This window comes from Corynebacterium sp. 5QC2CO, assembly GCF_024580435.1.
Classification (GTDB): domain Bacteria; phylum Actinomycetota; class Actinomycetes; order Mycobacteriales; family Mycobacteriaceae; genus Corynebacterium; species Corynebacterium jeikeium_D.
This window is the reverse complement of sequence record NZ_JANIKI010000005.1, coordinates 54211-78138: the sequence shown is the minus strand read 5'-3', so window position 1 is coordinate 78138 and position 23928 is coordinate 54211. Positions and strand designations below refer to the sequence as shown.

At 60.6% G+C, this 23928-nt stretch carries 23 protein-coding genes; 13 read left to right on the top strand and 10 right to left on the bottom strand.

The annotated features are described in order from the left end of the window. Positions 1–76: 76 nt before the first annotated feature. Positions 77–403, top strand: a complete 327-nt coding sequence (locus NQ014_RS05935) for a transglycosylase family protein (RefSeq protein ID WP_005511827.1) — start codon at positions 77–79, stop codon at positions 401–403. On the opposite strand, the gene NQ014_RS05930 is transcribed toward NQ014_RS05935, so the two are convergent. Beyond that, positions 400–1629 (bottom strand): HNH endonuclease signature motif containing protein, encoded by a 1230-nt coding sequence (locus tag NQ014_RS05930; RefSeq protein WP_257074249.1) that lies wholly within the window; start codon positions 1627–1629, stop codon positions 400–402. The two genes, NQ014_RS05935 and NQ014_RS05930, sit on opposite strands and share 4 nt — an antisense overlap. Before the next feature lie 307 nt (positions 1630–1936). Between NQ014_RS05930 and NQ014_RS05925 the strand changes: the two genes are divergently transcribed. Then, positions 1937–2458, top strand: a complete 522-nt coding sequence (locus NQ014_RS05925) for a GNAT family N-acetyltransferase (RefSeq protein WP_257074248.1) — start codon at positions 1937–1939, stop codon at positions 2456–2458. On the opposite strand, the gene NQ014_RS05920 is transcribed toward NQ014_RS05925, so the two are convergent. Continuing rightward, positions 2415–3332, bottom strand: coding sequence for an NAD(P)/FAD-dependent oxidoreductase (locus NQ014_RS05920; protein ID WP_257074247.1), 918 nt, complete (start codon positions 3330–3332; stop codon positions 2415–2417). The two genes, NQ014_RS05925 and NQ014_RS05920, sit on opposite strands and share 44 nt — an antisense overlap. 71 nt (positions 3333–3403) lie before the next feature. Here NQ014_RS05920 and NQ014_RS05915 point away from each other — a divergent pair, with 71 nt between their 5' ends. Beyond that, positions 3404–4888, top strand: a complete 1485-nt coding sequence (locus tag NQ014_RS05915; RefSeq protein ID WP_257074246.1) for an NAD(P)/FAD-dependent oxidoreductase — start codon at positions 3404–3406, stop codon at positions 4886–4888. Here NQ014_RS05915 and NQ014_RS05910 read toward each other — a convergent pair whose 3' ends face one another. Next, the gene (locus tag NQ014_RS05910) at positions 4889–5758 is read right to left on the bottom strand and encodes an alpha/beta fold hydrolase (protein ID WP_257074245.1); all 870 of its coding nucleotides are present in this window, start codon (positions 5756–5758) and stop codon (positions 4889–4891) included. 74 nt (positions 5759–5832) lie between these two features. Between NQ014_RS05910 and NQ014_RS05905 the strand changes: the two genes are divergently transcribed. Further along, positions 5833–6822, top strand: a complete 990-nt coding sequence (locus tag NQ014_RS05905) for an LLM class oxidoreductase (protein ID WP_257074244.1) — start codon at positions 5833–5835, stop codon at positions 6820–6822. 8 nt (positions 6823–6830) lie between these two features. Here NQ014_RS05905 and mgrA read toward each other — a convergent pair whose 3' ends face one another. Then, positions 6831–7868 (bottom strand): L-glyceraldehyde 3-phosphate reductase, encoded by a 1038-nt coding sequence (gene mgrA / locus NQ014_RS05900; RefSeq protein WP_257074242.1) that lies wholly within the window; start codon positions 7866–7868, stop codon positions 6831–6833. A 144-nt stretch (positions 7869–8012) separates the two neighbouring features. Here mgrA and NQ014_RS05895 point away from each other — a divergent pair, with 144 nt between their 5' ends. From NQ014_RS05895 to NQ014_RS05885, 3 genes are all read left to right on the top strand, one after another. Then, on the top strand, positions 8013–9341 hold the full coding sequence (locus NQ014_RS05895) for a PepSY domain-containing protein (RefSeq protein WP_257074241.1): 1329 nt from the start codon (positions 8013–8015) through the stop codon (positions 9339–9341). 79 nt (positions 9342–9420) lie between these two features. Then, a complete protein-coding gene (locus NQ014_RS05890) occupies positions 9421–9906 on the top strand; it encodes a hypothetical protein (protein WP_257074240.1) in 486 nt (161 codons plus the stop codon). A 108-nt stretch (positions 9907–10014) separates the two neighbouring features. Beyond that, a complete protein-coding gene (locus NQ014_RS05885) occupies positions 10015–10350 on the top strand; it encodes a YciI family protein (RefSeq protein WP_257074239.1) in 336 nt (111 codons plus the stop codon). Position 10351: 1 nt separating this feature from the next. Here NQ014_RS05885 and NQ014_RS05880 read toward each other — a convergent pair whose 3' ends face one another. Beyond that, on the bottom strand, positions 10352–11203 hold the full coding sequence (locus NQ014_RS05880) for an SDR family oxidoreductase (protein WP_257074237.1): 852 nt from the start codon (positions 11201–11203) through the stop codon (positions 10352–10354). After that, positions 11200–12417 (bottom strand): trans-acting enoyl reductase family protein, encoded by a 1218-nt coding sequence (locus tag NQ014_RS05875; RefSeq protein WP_257074235.1) that lies wholly within the window; start codon positions 12415–12417, stop codon positions 11200–11202. Before NQ014_RS05875 ends, NQ014_RS05880 begins: the two co-directional genes overlap by 4 nt. A 106-nt stretch (positions 12418–12523) precedes the next feature. Here NQ014_RS05875 and NQ014_RS05870 point away from each other — a divergent pair, with 106 nt between their 5' ends. Continuing rightward, positions 12524–13732 carry an MFS transporter gene (locus tag NQ014_RS05870; protein WP_257074234.1) on the top strand — a complete coding sequence of 403 codons (1209 nt, stop codon included), beginning with the start codon at positions 12524–12526 and terminating at the stop codon, positions 13730–13732. Positions 13733–13741: 9 nt separating this feature from the next. Here NQ014_RS05870 and NQ014_RS05865 read toward each other — a convergent pair whose 3' ends face one another. Both NQ014_RS05865 and NQ014_RS05860 read right to left on the bottom strand, forming a co-directional pair. Then, complete coding sequence (locus tag NQ014_RS05865; protein ID WP_257074233.1) at positions 13742–14128, bottom strand: Rieske (2Fe-2S) protein; 387 nt, start codon at positions 14126–14128, stop codon at positions 13742–13744. Between the two features lie 30 nt (positions 14129–14158). Further along, positions 14159–14881: a YggS family pyridoxal phosphate-dependent enzyme gene (locus tag NQ014_RS05860; RefSeq protein WP_257074232.1), complete on the bottom strand. Its 723-nt coding sequence runs from the start codon at positions 14879–14881 to the stop codon at positions 14159–14161. Between the two features lie 84 nt (positions 14882–14965). On the opposite strand from NQ014_RS05860, the gene NQ014_RS05855 reads away from it, so the two are divergent. Beyond that, entirely contained in the window at positions 14966–16132 is a 1167-nt protein-coding gene (locus tag NQ014_RS05855; protein WP_257074231.1) for a glycosyltransferase 87 family protein, read from the top strand. A gap of 12 nt (positions 16133–16144) precedes the next feature. On the opposite strand, the gene NQ014_RS05850 is transcribed toward NQ014_RS05855, so the two are convergent. Then, complete coding sequence (locus NQ014_RS05850; protein WP_257074230.1) at positions 16145–18562, bottom strand: ATP-dependent RNA helicase; 2418 nt, start codon at positions 18560–18562, stop codon at positions 16145–16147. Between the two features lie 43 nt (positions 18563–18605). On the opposite strand from NQ014_RS05850, the gene NQ014_RS05845 reads away from it, so the two are divergent. The 4 genes from NQ014_RS05845 (at position 18606) to NQ014_RS05830 (ending at position 21735) form a co-directional block, all read left to right on the top strand. Next, positions 18606–19499: a cation diffusion facilitator family transporter gene (locus NQ014_RS05845; RefSeq protein WP_069359343.1), complete on the top strand. Its 894-nt coding sequence runs from the start codon at positions 18606–18608 to the stop codon at positions 19497–19499. Positions 19500–19608: 109 nt separating this feature from the next. Then, the gene (locus tag NQ014_RS05840) at positions 19609–20556 is read left to right on the top strand and encodes an alpha/beta fold hydrolase (RefSeq protein ID WP_257074229.1); all 948 of its coding nucleotides are present in this window, start codon (positions 19609–19611) and stop codon (positions 20554–20556) included. A gap of 12 nt (positions 20557–20568) precedes the next feature. Further along, a complete protein-coding gene (locus tag NQ014_RS05835) occupies positions 20569–21069 on the top strand; it encodes a methylated-DNA--[protein]-cysteine S-methyltransferase (protein ID WP_257074227.1) in 501 nt (166 codons plus the stop codon). A gap of 3 nt (positions 21070–21072) precedes the next feature. Then, on the top strand, positions 21073–21735 hold the full coding sequence (locus tag NQ014_RS05830; protein ID WP_257074226.1) for a nitroreductase family protein: 663 nt from the start codon (positions 21073–21075) through the stop codon (positions 21733–21735). A gap of 11 nt (positions 21736–21746) precedes the next feature. Here NQ014_RS05830 and NQ014_RS05825 read toward each other — a convergent pair whose 3' ends face one another. Then, positions 21747–23807 (bottom strand): FAD-dependent oxidoreductase, encoded by a 2061-nt coding sequence (locus NQ014_RS05825; RefSeq protein ID WP_257074225.1) that lies wholly within the window; start codon positions 23805–23807, stop codon positions 21747–21749. Between the last annotated feature and the right edge of the window lie 121 nt (positions 23808–23928).

Genomic DNA, 23928 nt, shown 5'->3' with positions numbered 1-23928 from the left:
TTGACAGGGCGGGGGAGGGTGCGCGTAGGTTGGTCGGCCAAGAGAAAAGTCAACCCTTTAGGAGTGTTCTCTTTTTATGCGTTTTTCCGGTAAGTTCATCGCATCCGCCGCTGTGGCAGCAGGCATGATTGCTGCCCCGACCGCGGCCGCTAACGCTGCATCAGTTAGCGCCTGGGATCAGGTTGCGGCATGTGAGTCCGGCGGAAATTGGCAGACCAATACCGGTAACGGCTACTACGGCGGACTGCAGTTCTCGCAGCAGACCTGGAGCGGCCACGGCGGTGACCAGTACGCCCCGACGGCTGACCAGGCCACCAAGGAGCAGCAGATTGAGATTGGCGAGCGCGTGCTTGCCTCCCAGGGTGCTGGCGCATGGCCGAACTGCGGTGGCCCGCTGGGTTAATCCTCCCCATCATCAAAGACCAGATCTGGCACGGCCGCGAATGACAGCCACCACTTCATGTAGTGGTCATGGCGTGCTTTCGTCTTCTGAGTAGCGCGCTTGTCAAAAGTCTGTCGCCCGAACCCGGCTAATGGCCCGGCCGGGACGGTCGCCGCGGTAACACCGTCGGCAGAGGACCACACCTCTGAGCCGTCCTCATAAGCGGTGATATCCCAGAGCTTGTGGGTTTTCAGGTTGTGGTGCTTCCTGCATAGGCAGTGCAGATTCTGCGTGTCGGTGGGACCACCGGCTTCGGGGTCTTCCTGGTTGTACGGCGCGATATGGTCAATATCGCACTTGTACGCTGGGACTTCGCAGCCGGGGAAGCGACACGTGCCGTCACGACCGTGGACGCGGGCGACCTGCGCTGGGGTTGGGCGGTAACCATTGGTGGCGCTGTCTGCTGAGAAGCGGGCATGTGTCACCTTTTGCATCCACTCTTCTGTGACCAGCGCGCCGAGCCAGCCGGCACCGTCCAGCCAGGCGTCATCACTTTGGGGCTCGCGGAATACATTGAGCACAACTTCCGCATTGGTGCGCTGGTGGATCAGTTCCACAAATGCATCTGCCTGCGTCATTTCTTCATTCGCGCGGAAGACCGTTTCAATTGCGCACATGGCAAAATAGGCGCGGTCCGGCCGCAGTGTGAGAATGATTTGGGAGTAGCTGTCGGGACGTTCCACCAGAGTCACCGATTCCGTATCGGTGATGGTGGGAATTGTGCCGTCGGCACGAGCGCGGTCATCCAAATCCGCAGCAATATCACCAATTTTGGTGGTAAGCGTGCGAGGGCCAATCATTGCTTGACGACGCTTCCGTGGCGTAACCAATGCCAGAATTTTCTTCTCTGCATCGGGTATTTGATCAGGCTCGATGCCGACCACGCCATGTGCAATGATGCCGAGTTGCCGCATAGATAATGCGCAGCTTTCTCGGGCATACTCCGCCAACTGAGACATTTTCTCCAGCAATAGGCCAATGTCACAGATACGCAGTGCCTCACTGCGAGTGATTCCCAGCCGAACGCTGATCCGAGCGGCATGGTTTTCAACGTCATCATCACCTGCAGGGCAGCAGGCTTCAATTAACTCAAGTTGGGCGCGGTTGGTAGCCCGCGCGAGTGCTGAGAGCTCATCTTCAGAATTCTCATGAGCCCAATATGGTTCGGGTACTTGTTCGGACTTCATTGGATCCCCCTGGTGCTCCAATGGTTGTCGGTTTTCTTTCGAACTTACTTGTTATCGTACAGGCGCTTTTCTGGCTTGTAAAGAGAAATGAAAGAGAATTTTGAGGAGTTTTCGAAGGTGGAGGGTTGGCCATAAAAGCGCCGTTTAACTGGTCATTTGCAGGGCGCGCGCTAGGTGCTGTCCCAAAAATGCAAATAAAACACCCGTTCGAAAATGGAAGCTTGGTAATCTCGCTTTCATAAAAGCGGAGCTGTAGAAAACAGCACAGAAACAGCACAGAAACAGCGCAGACAATGGGGGCAAAACCATGATCATCCGGCACGCAAAGCGGGAGGACGCCGCAGCAATCGCGGAGATCTACAACGAAGCCGTGATTAATACCGTCGCCATCTGGAACGATGACACTGTCAGCGCGGAGAATCGCATCGCATGGATGGAGGCGCACTGGGACAAGGGCTACCCGGTTTTCGTCGCCACGCTTGACGACGAAGTCGCTGGGTATGCCACTTTTAGCGATTTCCGTGACTTCGACGGGTTTCAGTACACGGTGGAAAACTCCATCTACGTGCATCCGAACTTTCAGGGCCGGGGAATTGGCGGCGCACTGTTAAGCGCGACCATCGATGCTGCTCGGGAGGCGGGAAAGCACGTTCTGGTTGCGGCGATTGAAGGCAGCAACGAGGGGTCGATTGCGCTGCACAAAAAGTATGGCTTTCAGCGCGTTGGACTGCTGCCGCAGGTGGGTACGAAGAACGGGCACTGGTTGGACATGCTGTTGATGCAGGTCATGCTGACAGGCGGGCAGCCACCCGCTCGGCCGCGCGCTTAGCGAAGGGGCCAACACCCATGATCGTGGCGGCACCGGGGCCAACCCAGTCGCCGTAGCCGACGAATTCGAGGAGGTCAGAGTTGACGCTGCGGAAAGGGCCGAGCGCTGGGCGGAAACCGGTGCACCAGATGAGGTGGTCCGCGTGGACGTCGTCAAGCGAAGAAAACATGGGTGTCCAGGTGAGTGCGCCGGAGTCGCGGGCTTTGCGGACGGGCGGTAGGACGACGATGTCGCCGATGCTGTCGGTGGCGTCCTGGCGGTAGCGTTTGAATAGGACGCGGCCGTCGACGTCGTCGGGCATCCAGCGTGGTTCGTGGCGGGTGAACCAGGTGGTGTCGATGTTAGAAAGTACCAGTTCAGAGGCTATTTGTGCGCCGGAGTTCGCCGCGCCGACAACGGCAACGCGGGAGCCTTCGAATGGCTCGGGACCTGGGTAGTTGGCCGAATGCCACTGTTTCGCGGTGGTCGTGCCGGGGTAATACGGGACGAAGGGACGGTTGCCGGTGGCGGCGATGAGCTGGCGGGATTCGAAGTCACCGGCATCGCTGGTGAGGTGGAAGATGCCGTCGTGGGAGACGTGCGTGACGGTGACCGGGCGCTGAACGCGCAGTTCGTAGCGGTTTTCGTAGGAGCTGAGGTAGTCAATCACGTGGGAAGCGGGCGGGAAACCGTCATAATCGGGCATACGAATGCCCGGAAGGTTGGAAAAGCCCGGGGTGGAAAAGAGCGTCAGTGAGGGCCAGGTATTGTGCCAGGAGCCGCCGGGAGCGGGCTGATTGTCCAGAATGAGCGGGTCAATGCCGTGTTTGTGCAAGTAATAGGCGGTAGCGAGGGCAGCTTGGCCGCCACCGACGATGATGACATCCTCAAGCATGTTTCCAGCTTAACGACGAGTGCTGCGGCGGTTCGGTTGGGTGATTCTGTGGCAGTGACTAAGCTTGCCCCATGGATACTTTCGATAAACAAACGAATGTGTTGATTATTGGCGGCGGCTTCTCCGGAATGGCAACGGCTGTTGCTCTGCAAAAAGAGGGTATTAACGACTTCCACATCATTGACCGCGGTCATGATTTCGGTGGAACGTGGCGGGATAACTCCTACCCAGGAGCTGCTTGCGATGTTCCAAGCCATTTGTATTCACTTTCTTTTGCTCAGGACTTCGACTGGTCCCGCAGCTTTGGCACGCAGCCCGAGATTTATCAGTATCAGCGCGAGGTTGCGAGGAATTACGGGCTATACAGCAGTGCCCACTTTAAAACTGAGATGGTTGATGCCCGCTGGGACGACGACGCTGCCCGCTGGGTAGTAGTAACCGAAGACATCGATTCTGGTGCCCGAACAACATGGGCGGCCAAAGAGCTGGTGCTGGGAGTGGGCGCTCTATGTGAGCCGCGTATGCCTGACATCCAGGGTATTGAGACTTTTTCGGGAGAGCTCTTCCACTCCTCGCGCTGGAATCACGAGGTTGACCTCCGCGATAAGCGAGTTGCCGTTATCGGCACTGGGGCCTCGGCGATTCAGATCATTCCCAAGATTGCATCTGTTGTTGGCCATCTTGATGTGTATCAGCGCACTGCGCCCTATGTGATTCCCCGCCTGGATCGGAATTACACCAGTATTGAACGCACTGCGCTTCGTAAAATCCCAGGGCTACGCCGAGTCGTGCGGGCTCAAGATTGGTTTTTCCGCGAGCTTCAGATTCCTGGGTTAACACGGGATAGCCGCTTCATGGCGCCAATTAAGCTTGCGTCGCAGGGACTGCTTCGCATGCAGGTGAAAGATCCCGAGTTGCGTGAGAAGCTCACACCGAAATTCACCATCGGTTGCAAGCGGATGCTGATTTCGAATACGTATTTCCCCGCAATTGCTCGGGAGAATGTGGAGCTTGTAACGAGTCCGATCGACAAGGTTGGTTCGCATTCGATTACCACCGTCGACGGCACTGAACGAGCGATTGACGTATTGATTATTTGCACCGGATTCCACGTGACGGACTCTCCGGCGTTCGACCTGATACACGACGGAAGTGGACAGTCCCTAGCTACCAAATGGCAGCGTGAGGGCATGAGTGCCTACAAAGGTGCCACTGTGCCTGGTTTTCCGAACATGACAATAATCATGGGTCCCGCCACGGGGCTGGGGCATTCGTCCATGATCTACATGATCGAGTCGCAGGTGAAGTACTTCGTCGAAATGCTTAAAGCCAAAAAACGTGCTGGGGTGAACGTCGCGGAAGTCCGCGAGCAGGCATTTAATAAATGGAATGACTGGGTGCGGGAGCGAGTGAAGACAACAGTTTGGATTACCGGCTGCGGTTCCTGGTATCGCGACGCCCACGGCAATGCCCCTGCCGTATGGCCGAGCTGGACATGGCTGTTTAGAGCCAAGACCAGGAAGTTCGACGATGAAGCCTATGTGCTCAGTCGTTAGCTACAGTCTCGGCCGTGCACTGGCCAAAATGGCAGCCGCGACTTGCCTAGCATCATCAACCATGGGCACATGGCCGAGCTTGGGTAGTAGGTGGAGCTCAGCATTGGGGAGCACGTCGTAGTGACGCTTCCAGCCTCGAATGAGAGTCAGGTCCGTGGTGCCCCAATAGCAAGTCTGAGCTGCCTGGCCAGTGTCGGCGGAAAAAGAGAACGTAGTGTCGAGCGCGGACAGGAAGATATTGTTTTTGAGCAGCCCCGCGGCATCCCGGCTGACCTGCTCGGGCGACAATTTCCAGGGGCGTGCGGAAAACATTCCGAACATCGCTGTCCGGCCCACTTTTGTTTTTGCCATCGTCGGAAGTAGCTTCCGAAGTACCTTGGCGGTGCCATACAAAATGAGGAATTGGCTGGCGGTGCGGATCTGATCGAGTTTGCCGTGGAAAAAGCCAGCGGGGTTAAAAGCCACCGCCGATGCAGCATATCCCTGACGTGCAAGTTCAAGGGCGAAGTAACCGCCCAGAGAGTTTCCTGCGATATGTGGTTTTGTATCGGCGTCGGGAAGCGTGGCGGATAGCTCATCCAAGAAAGCGCGCAGTTCGGCCAGCATGCGCTTGCCCATGTCCTCGCTGGTGGAGGTTTCGATTGTCGGCCGCCCCGATTCACCATGTCCAGGAAGATCCACAGTGATGACGCGGAAATCGTTGACTAGGTGCGCAATTACGTCATCCCAGGCATACCGAGAATGGCACACACCATGAATCAGCACCAATACCGGGAGGTTGGAACCTCGGTGCTGGTGTAGCGAGTAGGCAATCGCTGTCTTGCCCGAGTGGTGATTCGTGGTGAGGAAGTTACTAGTCGTGGAGTCCATTCACCGATAATACACTGAGCAAAACTAAAAATTCCGCAGTTTTCGCGACGTCAGCTGTACTACCGTTGAGCAGCATGAGCTCGCTGTTTGATCTTTCGGACAAGCCCATCGATGAACTGCCCGGTTACCAGCGCACATTCGCGCCGGGCAGGCTAACTGTGGGGCTCAGTCTGCCCATCGAGCAGGATGCCGAAGCAGAACCCAAGGACGCGCTGAGCAACCAGATTCGACTAATCCAGAAAGCCGAACGCGCAGGCATCGCGGCGGTGTGGGCACGTGACATCCCGCTGCGCGTGGAAACATTTGGCGACGTCGGCCAGGTCTACGACCCTTGGATGTACCTCAGTTACATCGTCGCACACACCACCGACATAGCGCTCGGCACCGGCGCAGTCGTCGTTCCCTTCCAGCATCCGTTGGTGATGGCTAAGCGCGCTGCCACGCTGGACAGGCTTTCCGACGGCCGTTTCCTCTTTGGCGTTGCCACCGGCGACCGACCCGAGGAGTTCCCTGCCTTTAATCAGGACAAAGGCAAGCGCGGTGAGCGTTTCCGCGAGCATATCGAGGTCTATGAAAAGGCCATGAGCACTAGTTACCGGCCTATCCGGTGGTCCGAAGGAAAGATGGGCGGATCCGATGTGGTGCCCAAGCCGCTGGCACGCCGAGTTCCGCTGTTGGCCACCGGCTCATGCCAGCAGAGCCTGGAGTGGAAAGCCGCTCATGCCGACGGGTGGTTCATGTACCACAAAGGCCTGGAGATGCAGAAGAAAAATATCGCTAACTGGCAGGAGGCGGTGGCCCAGGAGTGCGGTGAGGGTGTCTTCAAACCCTTCCTGGAATCACTGTGGATTGACCTCTATGAAGACCCCGACGCGCCCGCGCAGGGCGGCCACTTCGGGTACCGACTTGGCCGCAACAAGCTCATTGAACTGCTGCAATCCCAGCGACAGCTCGGCATCAACCACGTCAGCATCAACTTCCGCACCTCCAAGCGAGATGCGGAGGAGCAGATTGATGAGCTAATTGAGTATGTGCTGCCGGCGCTTGATGCGCCAACTGCATAGACGCCCTTTTACACAGACTCCGTAGCGCCCTGCCACTGGTTAATCCCACGGTCAACGGCCCACTTGTCGATCTCCGCGAGTTCTTCGTCGCTAAACGGCGCAGCCTCCAGGGCGCCGAGGCTGTTCTTCAGCTGCTCCACCGACGATGCACCGATCAGGGCCGAGGTTACTTCGTCACGGCGGAGAACCCACGAGATGGCCATTTGTGCCAGGGACTGGCCTCGTCGTGAAGCAATGGCGTTGAGCTCGCGGATGGCGGTGAGCGTGTCGTCGTTGAGGAACCCCGAGCTCATCTTGTGCGCCCCGAGACGCGAGGACTCCGGCACGCCATCCAAGTAGCGGTCGGTGAGAAGACCCTGCGCAAGCGCGGAAAAGGCGATGACGCCCATGCCTTCGGCGGCGCAGGTCTCCAGCAATTCGTCCTCGATCCAACGGTTGAACATGGAGTAGCTCGGCTGGTGAATGGTCAGTGGAGTTCCCAGCTCACGGGCGATTTTCTGCGCGCGGCGCGTGAGCTCGGGGGAGTAGGAGCTCACGCCGACGTAGAGCGCGCGGCCGGACCGGACGAGGAAGTCGAGGGCGGCGACGGTTTCCTCGATAGGCGTCTCCGGGTCGGGGCGGTGGTGGTAGAAAATGTCCACATAATCCAGGCCCATGCGCTTCAGTGAGGCATCGCAGCTGGCCACAAGGTATTTCCGCGAGCCGCCGAAGCCGTAGGGGCCATCCTGCATGTACCAGCCGGCCTTGGAGGAAATGATCATTTCATCGCGGTAGGGCGCGAAGTCCTTGGCCATGATGCGGCCGAAGTTTTCCTCCGCGGAACCCTGCGGTGGGCCGTAATTGTTGGCGAGGTCGAAGTGCGTGACGCCGTGGTCGAAGGCGGTGCGCAGAATCTCACGCTGTGTCTCGAGCGGCCGGTCATCACCAAAGTTATGCCAAAGTCCCAGCGTAATGGCCGGAAGTTTCAGGCCAGTGTTGCCGGAGCGGTTGTAGGGCATCGTTTCATAGCGGTTGTCATTGGCGTGGTACACGTCTGGATAAGCCATGTGTTCGAGGGTACGCGTGCTTTACGACGGGCATTCGTACACCGGCAGCCTTCAACGGGGCGCGTGGCCAAATGGTTACCCCTAGAAGTAATAAAAGTGAGCTTGCTGGGGAACAACTGGGGCAGTTCGTACGACTAATAGGACATGACTTCACTAGCCACAGGCGATGCCGCTGGAACTCCAGCCGCAAACCCCGTCGCACAGACACAGAAAAATGGTGGGCCACGAGCATTACTGCACCGAATCCATGTCGTTGCAGGCATCCTCGTTGCGCCACTACTTGTTATTGCAGCTATCACAGGCGTGGCGTATGCCCTCGCTCCGAGCATAGAAAAGGTGGTTTACCACGAAGAACTAACTGCAACATCAAGTCTTCCCGCACAACCACTGGAAAAGCAGGTTGAAGTCGCGCAGCGCGTGCACCCAGACCTGCCGGTGACCGCGGTGCAGGTCCCGGAAAAGCCGGGGCAGACAACACGAGTGATGTTCAATGACGAACAGCTGAAGTCGGAGTCCTACCGACATGCGGTGTTTGTCGACCCAGGTGACTTGAGCATCAAGGGCGACCTGGCGCAGTACGGTTCCTCGGCGGCGCTGCCGCTGCGAGCCTGGATTTCGGAAGGGCACCGCAGGCTCTGGATTGATAACGATTTTGGTCGCCTCTACTCCGAGACGGCCGCATCCTGGATGGGGGCCTTGGCTATCGGCGGCCTCTGGCTCTGGTGGGACCGCTCGCGTCGCAAGCGGACACAGGGAACAAGTAAGAGGGCGCATCATATGCGTCGTCACGCGAATGTTGGTGTGGCGATCAGCGTTGGACTTTTGTTCCTGACCGTCACCGGCCTGACGTGGTCGTGGGTGGCTGGAACGGGCATCGCAAAGCTGCGCGAGACGATGGACTGGTACGCACCGAAACCAGCCATGACTGCGACTGCACCAGCGAATTATGACTGGTCAGAGGCAGATAGTGTTATGAACCTCGCACGTGCCGAGGGCCTGTCCGGGAAAGTCGAACTGACACCACCGGAGGCTGGCACGGTGTGGATGGCCAAGGAAGCCCGCGAGGAATGGCGGATGGGCATTGAGACCGTCACCGTTGACGGTTCGACCGGAGCGATGGTCGATCGGATTCATTTTGCGGACTGGCCGCTGCCGGCGAAGCTGACTGAATGGCTGATTAACGCGCACATGGGCATCCTGTTCGGGTGGGTGAATCAGCTGGTCCTGGCACTAATCGGTGTCGCTCTGTTGGCGATGATTGTGCGCGGGTACGCGATGTGGTTTGGACGCGGTCGAGGTGGCCGTCCTGGCAGGCTCCCGGCGCCGACGCGTTGGCGGGACATTCGCCCGGGTGTTGCGGCGGCTGTTGTGGCATTGCTGATTGCCTACTCGGTGGTTGCACCACTGTTTGGTGTGACTCTCGTTGGCTTCGTAATCGTTGATTGGGTCTGGCGGAAGCTGCGGAGAGGTTAGTGTAGATTCTGTCGCCTTCGGGTTCCCTGTACCTAACGGCGTAGTCAAACCCATGAAAAACACTCAGGAGGGTAAACGCATGACAAGGTATTGGGATCACAGCGGCAGTATCTACAAAGATGACGGTCAGGAAGACTGGTGCGTTTACAATCCGTCTTTGCGTGATTGGGAGCGCACTCCGCGCGCTAAGGAAGCCTACGACCAGGCAGGACAAGCCTCGTTCGACCCCATCACCGAGCAACAGGCAATTGCTGAGATCGCAGAGCAGCAGGAACAGCATGACGAAAGGGCGAAGAACAAAATCAAGGAACTGCGCGCGAGAATGAAATCGGTCGGTGCGCAGGCCAGGCAGGCTGACGAACAGCCGTATCCAACCTTTACTGAGCAGTCCGCCGCATACCGTGAGGGCGCGCAGGCCTACAACGAGGGCAAATCTTGGCGTGATAACCCGCATGCCCCCGAGTCAGGTCTAGCCGCCCCGTGGCGCATGGGTTTCAATACCCGCAAGCAGCAGGTAGCGGAAATCAGGGCACAGCGAGCCGCCGCTGCGCAACAGGAAAACTAGGCCCTGGCCGCAAAAACGCTCAACCAAAGCTCTAAATTCCTCACAAATTCCCGGTTCCAGCCCCGCGCAATCTGTTACACTTAGCAAAACGAAACTCAGGAGCTTGGTGTGCAGTACTTTTTCACGGTCCATGGCCGCAGAGATATCAACGCGTATGACTCTGATGAGGAAATGCACGCTGCCTTTGAACGGATTGGACGCTTCAATCAGAAGCTTCAGGACGAAGGCCACTGGGTTATGTCCGGCGGGCTGGTATCGCCGGAGGATGCCATGACGGTGCTGCCGGATGGTTCACATAGCGATCTGCCGTACTACAACGCGATGACGTTCCCGTCGGCTTTTTGGATCGTCCAAGTCGCAGACGAGCAAGAGGCCATCAACCTAGCCCACGAAGCCGCGGAGGCGTGTGCGCAGGCCGTCGAGATGCGCGCCGTCGCCGATTAACTCACCGCAGCCCGTGCACCCGGCGCATGATGGTCAACATCGCTTGCGTCGGGATTCGGCGCATGAAGGGCACCGCAACGCTTGCCGACGACCCCCGCGCCACCAGAGCCAAAGGTCGCTCGGCAGTCACCTCGCGCATAACCACCTCAGCAATCTCAGAAGCGGGAATGCCGCCTTTCTCATTGGCGTTCAACTTCGTCAGCATGCGGTGGACATCAGCAGCGTAAACGGAACCCTCATCGCCATACGTCGTCCGGCGTGTAGAAATCCCCGTGTTGATGGCACCCGGCTCGACAACCGTGACCCCAATACCGAACTGCGCGACTTCACCGCGCAACGAAAGCCCAAAGCCTCGGATAGCGGCCTTCGTCGCCACGTAAGAGGAACGGTAGGACAGCGGCAACCCGCCGAGCATCGAACCAACCAGCACAATTCGGCCACGACCGGCCTCGCGCATGCCAGGCAGTAGCTGCTGTATCAGCTCCACCTGCCCCAGAACATTGACTTGGAAGAGACGCTCAAGCGCCTCGCGGGGTAGCTCCTCGAAAGCGCCCGACTGGCTCTCACCGGCGTTGGCGACGACGACGTCGTAAGGCCCGTGGGCGACCGCAGCAGCGATGTCGTCGGCGCTGGACATGTCGAGCGCCACCATCTGCACGCCCTCGGGGTGCGGCGCCTCCGCGCCCCTGCGGGACGTACCAATGACCTCGAAACCGGCCTTGACCAGTGCCTCCGCGCATGCCCAGCCGATGCCGGAGGAAGCGCCGGTCACTAACGCACGGCCGCCACCTACACTCGGCAGTTTCGGTCCGCGGGTGATATTTGCAAAAGCACCGGTCAGGCCATCAATCATCGAGCCTGCACCGCCTCAATGGTCATGCCGCCCGCGCGGAGACGGCGGGACAGAGCGTCGCCAAGCGCGATAGTGGGAGTGAGCACGCCGGTAGCGTCCGGCAGATCGTCGTGAACGAGTGCGAGGGCGGCGCTGGAAATCATGATCGCGGTGCCCGCGTACCCGGGGTCTTCCTCGAGCGACACCTTGGAACGCCAGTGAATACCGGAGGTATCGACGGTGTAGGCCTCGATGGTGAAGCGTCCCTCGGCCTGTTCTTCAGCGCTCGGGCCTTCGCCCGGCTTCGGCAGCTTCTTATCAATGAGCTTGGCCGTCGGCTCAAATGCCATCGCCGCCAGCGCCAACCTGCAGACAGCCGCGAAAATATTTGCGCGCACGAAAGCCCTCGGACCGCGGCCGACATTGAGTAGCTCGCGGTAGCGGAAGGAATCACCGTAATCCGCCAGCATCGCCGAGCGCTGAACAATGCGGGTGTTGAAAGGGGACATGAAGAAGGGCGCTCGCCAGTGGCGACGGAAGCGCGCCGGGCGCAGGTCGACGCCGAACTTACCCTGGTCGGGACCCGGCTCAGCCAGGGCGTACTGATCGGCGATGATGCGACGCAGCTTGGGGTCCTTCTTGGCCTGTGCAAGCTGGACGCGGACCGAATCGATAGTGCCGCCGGAGACACCGCCCTTGACGTGCTTGAATAGGAGGGTTGTCTCACCGAGCTTGGTATGGGCCGCCTCGTGGAGCTCGCGGACAGCGACATCGGAAGGAATCGAGTCGAAGCCGCAGGAGTGGACAATCTTCGCTCCGGTCTGCTGCGCCACCTCGTGGTTATTCGCGATGGAGTCGTGGACGAACAGCACCTCGCCACACAGGTCGACGTAGTGAGTACCGGCCTTGGCGCACTCGGACACCAGGGTGCGACCGTACTTCGCGTACGGCCCCACAACGGTCAGCACCACCTTTGTACTGGCCGCAAGCTCAGCCACCGCCGGCTGGTCGGCGGCATCCGCAACAATGACCGGCCAGTCCGATACGCCTGCGTTCTCCGCGACGTCGGCAAGCTTCTGGGCGTTCCTGCCTGCGAGCGCCACCTTCGTCTGACCGGCGTGTTTAGCCAGATAGTCCACAATCAAGCGGCCCACGAAACCCGTGGCACCGTAGACGACGATGTCGTACTCGCGGTCGTGATTGCGACTCTGTGGCTGTGCGGAAGAAGTAGTCATGCCTACGAAACTAATAAAACGAAAGCGATACCGCGGGCGAATTAAAAAGGTTTTCTGAATCCGGGTACTCAGCGAGGGGTTTGGAGGGAGGGCTAACGTAGGACAAGTGACTAGCGCTAACGAAAACCCCGAACAGATCGAAGGACTACGGCCAGAAGATCCCGGATTCCGTCGCGCGCTTATCGCTGTGCTTTTCGCCGGCCTGGCATCGTTCCAAGCGCTCTACGCAACGCAGGCGCTACTGCCCACGCTTTCCGACGAGCTATCGGTCGACCCCGCCACCGCCGCGCTGACGGTATCCGCCACCACCGGTGGCTTGGCCTGTGCGATTATCCCGGTGTCCATTTTGTCGGAGCGCTTTGGGCGCAGGCGCGTCATCGTCATCAGCGCATTTGTGGCAACGCTGCTGGGGCTCGTGGTGTCAATCGCGCCGGGCATCGGTTCGATGATTGCGCTGCGCCTGTTGCAGGGCATTGTCATTGCCGGTGTGCCCGCAGTGGCTATGGCGTATGTCAGTGAGGAAGTCCACGCCGACCACGTCAGTCGCGTGATGGGGCTGTATATCTCGGGCACGACGGTCGGTGGCCTGCTCGGCCGTATCATTCCGTCCATTGTGCTGGAGTTCGCCTCCTGGCGGGTGGCGATTGCGGTCTCGGCGACGGTGGCGTTCATCTTCGCCATTCTGACCTGGTACTTCCTGCCGCAACAGCGCAGGTTTAAGCCGAAGGAGCTGTCGTTTGCAGGGGAGGGGCAGGCCATTGCGCGACACTTGCGCGACCCGCGCATCCTGGCGCTGTGCGCCCTGGCGTTCCTGTTTATGGGAGCGTTTGTCTCCCTGTACAACTACCTGGGCTTCCGGCTGGGCGATAAGTTCGGGCTCTCCCCGGCACTGGCAGGGTTCGTATTTATTCTCTACCTGTCGGGTACGTGGTCGTCGGCACGCGCGGGTGTGTGGGCGAAGACGGTGAGCCGCCGTCGCCTCATCGCCATTGCGACTCTGGCCGCGTGCGTGGGTCTGGGGCTGGCGCTGCTGCCGTGGTTGCCCGCGCTGATTGTGGGCGTGCTCGTGTTCACGGCCTCGTTCTTCGTGGCGCACTCGCTGTCCTCGTCCGGCGTGGGGCTGGTGGCACAGCGCGACCGCGCCGAGGCATCATCGATGTACCTGTTCAGCTACTACGCGGGTTCGTCCATTGTCGGTTGGGTATCCGGCATGGTGTTCAGCCACTTCGAGTGGGCAGGGCTGATTCCGTGGCTAGTGGCGCTGTCCTTCATCGCTGGTGCGTGTGCTGTGGCGGGGTTGAAGCCGCGGCGGTAGGGGATAAACCTACTTCTGGCCCACAATCAGCTCAGTGCCTTCGGCCGAAAGCGATGCCTGGCCAGCGGGCTTACGCGAGGGGCCAGAAACAACCTCACCAGTAGCAATGTCAAAGTGCGAATTGTGGTTCGGGCAAATCATCACACCATTGCTGACCTCGGTGATACGACCATTCTGGTGCGGGCAGGTGCTGGAGAAAGCGGCGAACTTGCCCTCCTCCGGCTGCGTGACGACGTAATTGCCGATCACCACACCGCCGCCAACCGGAATGTCGGCAGCGTCAACCTTCTCCACCGCAGACTTTGGTGCACAAGCGGCTACGAGTGCGCCAGCTGCAGTGGCGGCAGTTCCCAGGAGGAAACGACGACGGGAGCACGGGGAGACATGAGAACTCATGGCACTGAGATTACCTTCATTTGATTACCTTTATTTCTGATAGGAGCGCTCACCGAAGATGGCGCGTCCCACACGCACGGTGGTTGCCCCCTCGGCGATGGCTTCGCGGTAGTCGCCGGACATACCCATTGACAGTTCGTCGAGGCTGACACCCTCCGGTAAATCCCCGAGCAGACTGTCCCGCAGCTCCCGCAGCTCCGCGAAAGTCTCGCGCACATTCGGATCATTCTGGGCCGCGATGGTCATAAACCCGCGTAGACGCAGGTTCGGGTATTCGCCATCGGGGCCAAACATGCGGACAAACTCCGCCGCGTGGCTCGGCGCCAGACCCGACTTCTGCGGCTCGCGGGAGGCGTTGACCTGAATCAGCACATCGAGCGTGCGCTCGGAATCGGCCAAGCGACGCTGCAGTGCTCCGGCCACCTTCGGGCGGTCCAGAGCCTGAAACTCATCGGCACAGCTGACTAAATGGCCAGCCTTATTCGTCTGCAGTGGACCAATGATGGCCATATGTGGTGCCTTGTCGCCGAAGGCCTCCCGGAATGCCTCCGCCTTGGCCACCGCTTCCTGGACGCGGTTTTCCGCCAGACCAGCGCAGCCGGCTGCTGCGAGCTCCGGCCAGGATTCCACCAGGGCGTCGACAGGCACAGTCTTGCTGACTGGCAGCAGGCGGACCTCGGAGGGCCGGCGCCCGGCTCGTCGGCAAGCGTCGTCGATCTCGGAGCGAACCTTGCGATAGTTTTCCACGAACATACCTCCCACTCTAAGGCCTGAGTAGGAAGAACTGTGCGGTAGTGTCGAATCATGCTCATGGACAGACTCTCGACGCTTTCCGTCATGCAGAGACGGATCTTGGCAATTGTATTTGGGCTGGTGTCGCTGGTCGTTGTCATCGATCTCATCTATCTTGCGGCAACTGCCTACATGATGGACCTCGAGGTCTTCCAAGACGCCGGCTGGGCACTACGACGAGACCAGGATCTCTACTCACCAGAGTTTCCCACCAGATCGGGTTTCCGCTTCATCTACCCACCGTTTGCGGCGCTGCTGTTTTACCCGCTGACCTGGGCGGGACCGGTGACCCTGCAGATCATCTGGACATTCGCCACGGTGGCGGCGGTGTGGGCGATGCTGTGGATGGTCTTCACCCGTCTCGGCTCTGAGCGTCCGAAGCTGATGGCTACCTGCGTGCTCGGTGTTGTGATGCTGCTCGACCCGCTGCGCGCCAACGTGCTCTTCGGGCAGATCAACGTCTTCCTCGCGCTGCTGGTGGTCTCCGATGTGCTGGGCTTTTTGCCCAAGAAACTGCGTGGAATGGGCGTGGGTATCGCGGCGGGAATTAAGATCACCCCCGCGGCATATGCGCTGGTGTTCCTCATGCGCCGTGACTTTGCGGCCGTGGCCAAGAGCTTCTGCTGGTTCCTGGTGACCGTCGCTATTGGTTTCGCCGTGCGCTTTAAAGAGTCCATCTACTTCTGGACCGATGAGTTCTTCGCCGGCAACCGCGGTGGCGCCCCGACCTATGAAGCCAACCAGGCGTTCAGTGGTCTGCTCGCCCGCGCCGGGGTGGAGGGTACCGCGCTCGATATTGGCATCTACGGTTTCTTCCTCATCGGTGCCATCGCCGCTGCTTTCGTGGCTTGGATCTACCACCGCAATGGTTATGATGTCGCAGCCCTTGGTTTCGCTGCGCTGGCGGTCAGCTTCGCCGGGCCATATGCGGTCAGTCACCACTGGTCGATCGTCATGGTCTTCGTGCCGCTGGTGCTCTTCATCCGCGAGATTGGACACATTATTGTCGGCACCCTGTTCATGATTGCCAACTGGTGGGCACCGTACAAGGTGTTCGTGGGCAATGACTTCGGCCACGCTGCCAATGTGGGGCAGTGGTTCTACGGCAACATGCAGGGAATCATGGGCGGCGTGCTCTTCTTCACCTGCCTGGGCTACGCAATCTACCTCTGCCGCAAGCCCAGTCGCGTGCGGGCACAGGCAGCTGCTTAACGACGGGCTTGCTTAACGACGACGCTTCGTTCTCGCAGTAGCCTGCTCCTCCCACGGGTTCTCCGGCCACGGGTGCTTGGGGTAACGGCCCCGCATCTCGGAGCGAACCTGTGCGTAGGCGCCATTCCAGAAACTTTCCAAGTCCTGAGTGACCGCGAGGGGTCGCTGAGCCGGTGACAGCAAATGCATTGTCACCGGCTTTTCCAATACCTGCGGGGTCTCCGCCAGGCCGAAGCACTCCTGCAACTTCACGGCGAGCACAATCTGCGCCTCAGGGTCGGTGGGGTCCTCCGGGTACTCCAGGCGAATCTTTGAACCGGAGGGGACCTCCAGGCGTTCGGGCACCAGCCGGTCGAAGTCCGTGGCCTCCGGCCAGGGCAGCAGGCGGCGGAGGTGCTCGGCATCTAGCTTGGGTGGGGTCAGACGGTCCAGCTCGCCAGCAAAGAGGAGCTCGGCCTGGACCGCGAGCCCTGCGGGGGAGACATCCGGCCATGGGGCACCGCGATGAGCGTGGAGAAAGGCCATGCGGCGGCGGAGCTGCTCGGTGTCGCGGTCGAGGTTGGGGCTGGCGTCGGCAAGCGTATCAGCAAGCCAGGCGGAGTTGGCGGCAATGCACTGCTCAGGCGTCGGGGAGACCTGGCGGGAGGACAGCTCGATGGCGCCGAGCAGGTCGCGCTCGCGGGCGCGAACGCGACCCTGTTCGACGCGCGCCGTGGTCTCCGTGCGGGCGAGGTGGCCGGCGGCGAGCATGGCAATTTCCAGGTCGATCGCCTCGCCGTCGCGGATTAGCGCACGACCGTGGGAGAGCCGCGAGATGTCGGCGGCCGCGATCCACTCGTGGCCGTGCAAGTCAGAACCGCGGGCGAGTTCCGCTGCGGTGCCGCCGGTGAAGAGGTATTCGTCGGAGTTCGCACTGCGCCGTCGCCCGATGAAATCCGGCCAGGCCAGGGCCGTGACCAGCGCGGGGATGTCCGAGGGCAGCAGGTTGGCGGGGGCTTCAGTATCCAGCTCAATGCGGCGCACCTGCTTGGCCAAGCCGCGGGTATCGGTGAGTTTCTCCACCGCACGTGCGACCGCGTCGGCGTGCCGCGGCATCATGGCCGTGGCGGTCAGCAGCGCGCGTCCCATGCGCGGATGCACCGGCAGGGTAGCCAGGGTGCGGCCGAGCTCCGTGATGTCACCGGCCTCATCAACAGCACCCAGGCCAGCGAGAATGCGGTTTGCAGCCTCCGTGTGGTGGGGTGGTGGGGCGTCGAGAAGCTTGAGTCCCTGCATCCCCGGCGTGCCCCACGCGGCGGCGTCGAGGAGCGCTTGGGTCAGGTCGGCGACCTCGATTTCCGGCGCGGGCCAGGCGGGAAAGGACGCGAACTCCGACTGAGAGACGCAGCGCACCACAATGCCCGGCCCCTCACGTCCCGCACGGCCCGCGCGCTGGTTCGCGGAGGACTGTGCACACGAGCTGGTGACCAGGCCGGAGAAGCCACGCGCGATGTCGAGCCGCGGTCCGCGCGCGAGGCAGGCGTCGACAACGGCGCGCACACCCGGCACGGTCACGGATGATTCTGCAATCGCGGTGGACACAATCACGCGCCTACCGTCCGCTTGTCGACGAAACACGCGGTCCTGCTCCTCGGAGCTCTGCTGGCCGTGCAGCGTCAGCACCATCGCGTCCGAAGAAACCGCGATATAACCCGCGCAGCGTTCCACCTCGCGGATCCCGGGGAGGAAAACCAGCACATCACCGGCGGCTTCCTCCACCAGTGTCCTGGCCTGCGCTGCCACGTGCTGCAGGAAGTCGTCGGTCACACCGCGCGCATCCAGCCGTTGCGGAAAGGGTGCGTAGCGGATGTCCAACGGGAAGATCTCCGCCTCCGCCGCCACGATGGGAGCCGGGGTGGAGCCGCCGAGCAAGGCCGCGAACTTCGGTGCGTCCACCGTCGCAGACATAGCGACAAGGCGCAGGTCATCGCGGATATCCCGCAAGTCGCGCACCATTGCCAACACTAGGTCGGTGTCCAAGCCGCGCTCGTGCACCTCGTCGATGAGCACCGCGCTGGCATCCACGTCGCCGTCGCGCAGCAGTCGGCGCAGCAGCACACCGGGAGTGACAAACTCAACGCGGGTGGCGCGGGAAACTTTGGCGTCGCCCCGCACCGAGTAGCCAACTTCCTCACCGAGCTTCGTGCCCGACAGCTGTGCCAACCGCCGCGCCGCCGAGCGTACCGCCACGCGCCGGGGAGCTGTGACTACAATGCGGCCGCCTAGGGTGTTGGCCACCGCCGGCGGAACCAAAGTGGTCTTGCCGGTACCCGGTGGGGCCTGGACTACTACGTCGTGGTCGCGCACGGCGTCGGCAAGCGAGGCGAGCTGCGACGCGAACGGCAGGCCTGCAGAAATGTTCTGCAAATTGAACTGGAAATCGATGCTCATAGAACTGGTAGTAACTCCGGACAGGCGGGTAAAGTGCCCGTATATGCAGGACTTATCTCGTTTTGGTTGGCTTTCAGTGGGGGCGGCGGTCGTCACCATCGCGCTGAAGTTTTGGGGCTACACTCTGACCGGATCGGTGGGCCTGCTTTCCGACGCGACGGAGTCGATTGTCAATCTGGTTGCGGCAGTTGTCGCAATTATTGTGCTCAAGGTTATCGCGCGGCCCGCGGACCGTGATCATGAGTTCGGCCATTCCAAGGCAGAGTACTTCTCGGCCGGGCTGGAAGGTGCCATGATCTTCGTGGCGGCGGCGGCCATTATTTATGTCTCCATCGAGCGGTTGGTGAACCCGCAGCCGATTGAGCAGATTGGCCTGGGCCTCGTCGTGACCGTAATTGCCTCGGTGATCAATGGTGCGGTGGCGCTGATTCTGCTTAAGGCCGGGCGCCAACACAACTCCCTGGCTCTGACCGCCGACGGCAAGCATCTTATGACCGACGTGTGGACCTCCGCCGGCGTTCTGGCGGGTGTGGCGCTGGTGTGGGCTACTGGCCTGTGGTGGCTTGACCCGATCATCGCGCTGGCCGTGGCCGTAAACATCCTGGTCACCGGCTACAAACTGCTGCGCGATTCCGGTAACGGCCTGATGGACAAGGCCATGGAGGGCGACGACCGCGTGGCGGTGGATGAGATTTTGGCCTCGCACCGTGACCGGAGTCGTGGCATTGACGTCCACGAAATCCGCACTCGCGAGTCGGGGCATCAGAAGTTCATTGAGTTCCATGTGCTGGTGCCGGGCGCGTGGAGCGTGGAGCGCGGTCACGATGTGCTTACCGCGATGGAGGATGAGCTGCGGGAGCGTTTCCCAGGTGTGCATATTTCCTCTCATCTGGAGCCCATTGAGGACGAACGCGCCTATGGGGATGTGCAGTTGTAACGCGCGTGAGCCGAATTCCACGAAAGTGCTGAAAGTGATGAGCCTTACACTTTAAGATTGTGTATACAAAATCATGCACTTGTTAAGTCCACTCGAAGGAACTGCATAAATGACCTCCGAAGCCTCAAACACTTCCACTGGAATTAGCCGTTTTTCCGCGAAGAGCCCGAAGTTGCCGGAGCCGTGCCCTCGGCAGGACATCATTATCCCGGCTAATGACCGCGTCCTGCTGCGCGGAACCATGTTCCGCCCGAAGGAGAACCCAGAGAACATTCCCAACGGCATCATCACCGTTCACTCCGGTACCGGTGTGCCGCAGGGTTTCTACCACCGTTTCGCTGAGACCGTGGCAGAAAAGGGCTACGGCGTTATCACCTATGACTACCGCGGAATTGGCCAGTCCGCTCTGAAGACTGACCAGAACAATGAAGACATCCGGATGTCGGACTGGATTACCAAGGATATTCCGGGTGTGATCGAGTGGGCCAAGGAGACCTACCCGGACGTGCCGCACTTCGCTGTCGGCCACGCGGTTGGTGGTCACGGCATCGTCTACGCCGGCTCCGAGGGCACCTATGACGCAGCAGCGCTGGTCAACTGCCGCGGTATGCGTATCTCCAAGGTGCCGTCCTTGGCGGGCAAGGTCCGCGCATTCTTCATCTTTAACATTCTCGGCCCGATCAGCGGTTTCATCACTGGCCACATTCCGGCGTCGGCGTGGCGTCTGGCTGTTGAGCCGCCGAACGGTGTCATGCGTCAGTGGGCTCGTTGGGCTCGCAAGGAAGGCTACTTCTTCGACGATTCCGAGTTCGACTTCGCTAACCGCTTCTCCAAGGCTCCGCAGCCGTTCCTGTCCATCCGCGTTCCAGATGATTACTGGACTGAGGAGTCCTCGGCAGACCTGATCACCAATGTGATGAGCTCTGCTGAAAAGATTGAAAAGCGCCAGGCTCAGCCGGCTGGCGGCAAGGGCGTAGGCTACGGTGGTTACTTCCGCTCCGGTCACGAGAAGGAGTGGGACGAGCTGCTGGACTGGTTCCAGACCAACAAGGGCTAAGTAGGAGGTTTCATGGCGATTGCCAAGGTGGAAACGCCCTTTGGAGCGCTTGGAATCGCCACCTCCGCTCGAGGGGTCGTCGAAGTCAATCTCTTAGGTCCCGTGCTTGACGACGACCCCAGCGCCGCCGACCCCGAAGCGCAGGCGGTGGCGGAACGGGCAGCGCAGCAGTTCCGCGAGTATTTTGCCGGGCAGCGCCGTGAGTTTGCGCTGCCGTTGGACTGCGACGTATTCACGCAGGATTCTTTCCGCGCTCGTGCGCTGACCGCACTGCGCGATGTGCCGTATGGCCAGGTCGTGACCTACGGTGAGCTCGCTGAAATGGCCGGCTCACCCCGTGCCGCCAGGGCTGCAGGCTCGGCCTGTGCCACCAATCCGCTGGGTATTCTGATTCCCTGTCACCGCGTGGTGCCCGCCAGTGGGGGAGCGGGGTCTTTCGGATCCTATGCCGGCGGCCGCGAAATGAAGCGCTGGCTGCTCGAACTCGAAGGTTGGCAACCCGCTAATCTCTAATGCATGACTTCACATTCTCCGCGCGACCAGTTCGCCACCGAATTTGAGAACATCATCCGCAACCGCCGTGCCACGCGCGTCTACGCTGACGAACCGCTTGACGACGCTGACGTGCGCCGCCTCCTGGAGCTATCTCTGGAAGCTCCCAGCGCCTTTAACATTCAGTCCCGCGCAATCGTGCGCATCGAGGACCCTGAGGTGCGCCAGAAGGTAGCGGAAGCTGCCGGTGGTCAGAAGCAGGTTGCCAATGCGCCGCTGCTGCTCGCCTTCATTGGTGAGCCGACCGGATGGAAGCGCGGTATTCCGCGCCTGGTTGAGGCCAACAAGGCGACTGGCCTGTGGGACGAAGTTGCCGCTGCTGAGCGGGAGGCCTCGATGACCTCCTTCCATGAGGCCCGCGAGGAAAAGGGTCTCTCCCGCGAGTTCGCAATCCGCGACGCCATGATTGCCGCTTCTTTCGCTATGGTCACTGCCAGCGCCTTTGGTTGGGCTAGCTCCCCGATGACGGGCTTTAGTGAGCAGAAGGTCAAGGAAGCTATCGGTGCCGGTGACACCGATGTGGCGGTAGCGTTGTTGCTGGCCATCGGTGTCCCGGGTGAGTTCCCGGCTCACCCGGGCCGTTTCGAGTTCGAGCAGCGCGCCTACACCGACCGCTACGAGGCGTAGCAGCCCTAGCCCTACAGCGCGAGCGCTACCTCGACGGCCTGGCGGATGGCACGCTTTGCGTCCAGCTCAGCGGCCACGTCCGCGCCGCCGATGATGGTGACATTGGAGTTATCGCCGGTGACGCTCTCGCGATCCTTTCCGCCCAGGCAGTCCAGATTGGATACCTGACCAGTACAGACAATCACGTTGTCAACCGCGATGACCTGTGGCTTTTCATCGATGGTGATGTGCAGGCCCTCGTCATCGATACGGTTGTAGGTCACGCCGGTGTACTGCTTGACACCGGCCTTCTTGATCTCCGCACGGTGAACCCAACCAGTGGTCTTGCCCAGGCCCTTACCGATGCGGGAGGTCTTGCGCTGCAGCAGGTGCACCTCGCGCTCGACCTCGAACTGCTCAGCCGCGCCAGAGACCGTGCCCGGCTTGGTCAGACCCGCGCGGAACTCCGCAGGGTCGCCGACGCCCCAGGCGTCCTTCCAGGCTTCGATGGTCTGGTTCGGTTTGCGAGTGAGGTATTCACACACGTCCACACCGATACCACCAGCACCGATGACAGCTACCTTGTTACCGGCCTGCTTCGCACCTGAGAGCAGCTCGTCGTAACGAATGACCTTCTCGTGGTCGATACCGTCAATGCCCGGGATACGCGGGGTGACACCCGTGGCCACAATCACGTGGTCAAACTTGGTCTTGAGCTCGTCGACGTCGGCACGCGTGTTCAGGTGAACTGGAACTTCGAGCACCTCCAGGCGACGGGAGAAGTACTTCAGCGTCTCGCCGTAGTCCTCCTTGCCCGGAATCTTTGCGGCGAGATTGAACTGGCCACCAATCTGGTCGGCGGCCTCGAAAATCTCCGGGTGGTGACCGCGCTGAGCTGCGGCTTCCGCGAAAGCGAGTCCAGCCACACCAGCGCCGATGACGGCGACGCGCTTGGCCTTGTCCTTCGACACCGGCACGGATACCAGCTCGGTTTCGTAAGCCGCCTTTGGGTTGACCAAACAGGTGGAGCGCTTGGCCGCGAAGGTGTGGTCCAGGCAGGCCTGGTTACAGGCGATACAGGTGTTGATCTGGTCAGCTCGACCATCGCCCGCCTTGATGGCGAAGTCCGGGTCAGCCAGCAGTGGGCGGGCCATGGAAATCAGGTCCGCATCGCCGTCAGCGAGGATCTTCTCCGCAACCTCGGGGCGATTGATTCGGTTGGAGGCTGCCACCGGGACGTCGACAAGCGAACGGAGGCGACCTGTCAAATCCGTGAATGCGGCGCGCGGTACGGACGTAACGATGGTGGGGACGCGTGCTTCATGCCAGCCGATGCCGGTGTTGAAGACATCGACGCCAGCCTCGACGAGACGTTGCGCGAGCTCAGTGGTCTCGGACCAGGTCTGACCGTCTTCCACCAGGTCAAGTAGCGAAATGCGGTATTGGAGCAGGAATTCCTCACCGACTTCGGCGCGAATGCGACGGACAATTTCGATGGGCAGGCGCATGCGAGCCTCGGCGCTGCCACCCCAGTTGTCCGAGCGGTGGTTGGTGCGCTCGGCCAGGAACTGGTTGAGCAGGTAACCCTCGGAGCCCATAACCTCGATGCCGTCGTAACCAGCACGTTTCGCGAGCTTCGCAGCGCGGACATAGGCGCCGATAGTGCGCGAGACATCAAAGCCGGTGAGGCGGTGAGCCTTAAACGGGCTAATCGGCGACTGACCGGTATTGGCGGAGCGCGCCAGCGGGCTGTAGCTGTAACGACCGGCGTGCAGCACCTGCAGCACGATGTGGCTGCCGTGGGAGTGCACGAGGTCAGTAACGCGGCGGTGATTATCCGCCATGCGCTTCGACGCCATCATTGAACCGGCTGGAGTCAGCCAGCCTTCGATGTTGGGAGCATAACCGCCGGTGACGATGAGCCCCACGCCACCTTCGGCACGCCGACCCAGGTAGGCAGCTAGTTTCGGGATATCACGGGTGCGGTCTTCCAGACCGGAGTGCATTGAGCCCATGATGATGCGATTGCGCAGAGTTAGAGGACCGACATCGAGAGGGGAGAGAAGATGTGGGAAGTGAGGCTGGTCAGACATGCAACCAGTATCGCGGTTTTAGCGCCGGTGTATGGGGTGAATCGGAAAAATTCCTGCACAGTTTTATATACGTTTCACGTGGAACATCAGGTGTAAAGCACGCGCAGTTTTGGGCGCAGAA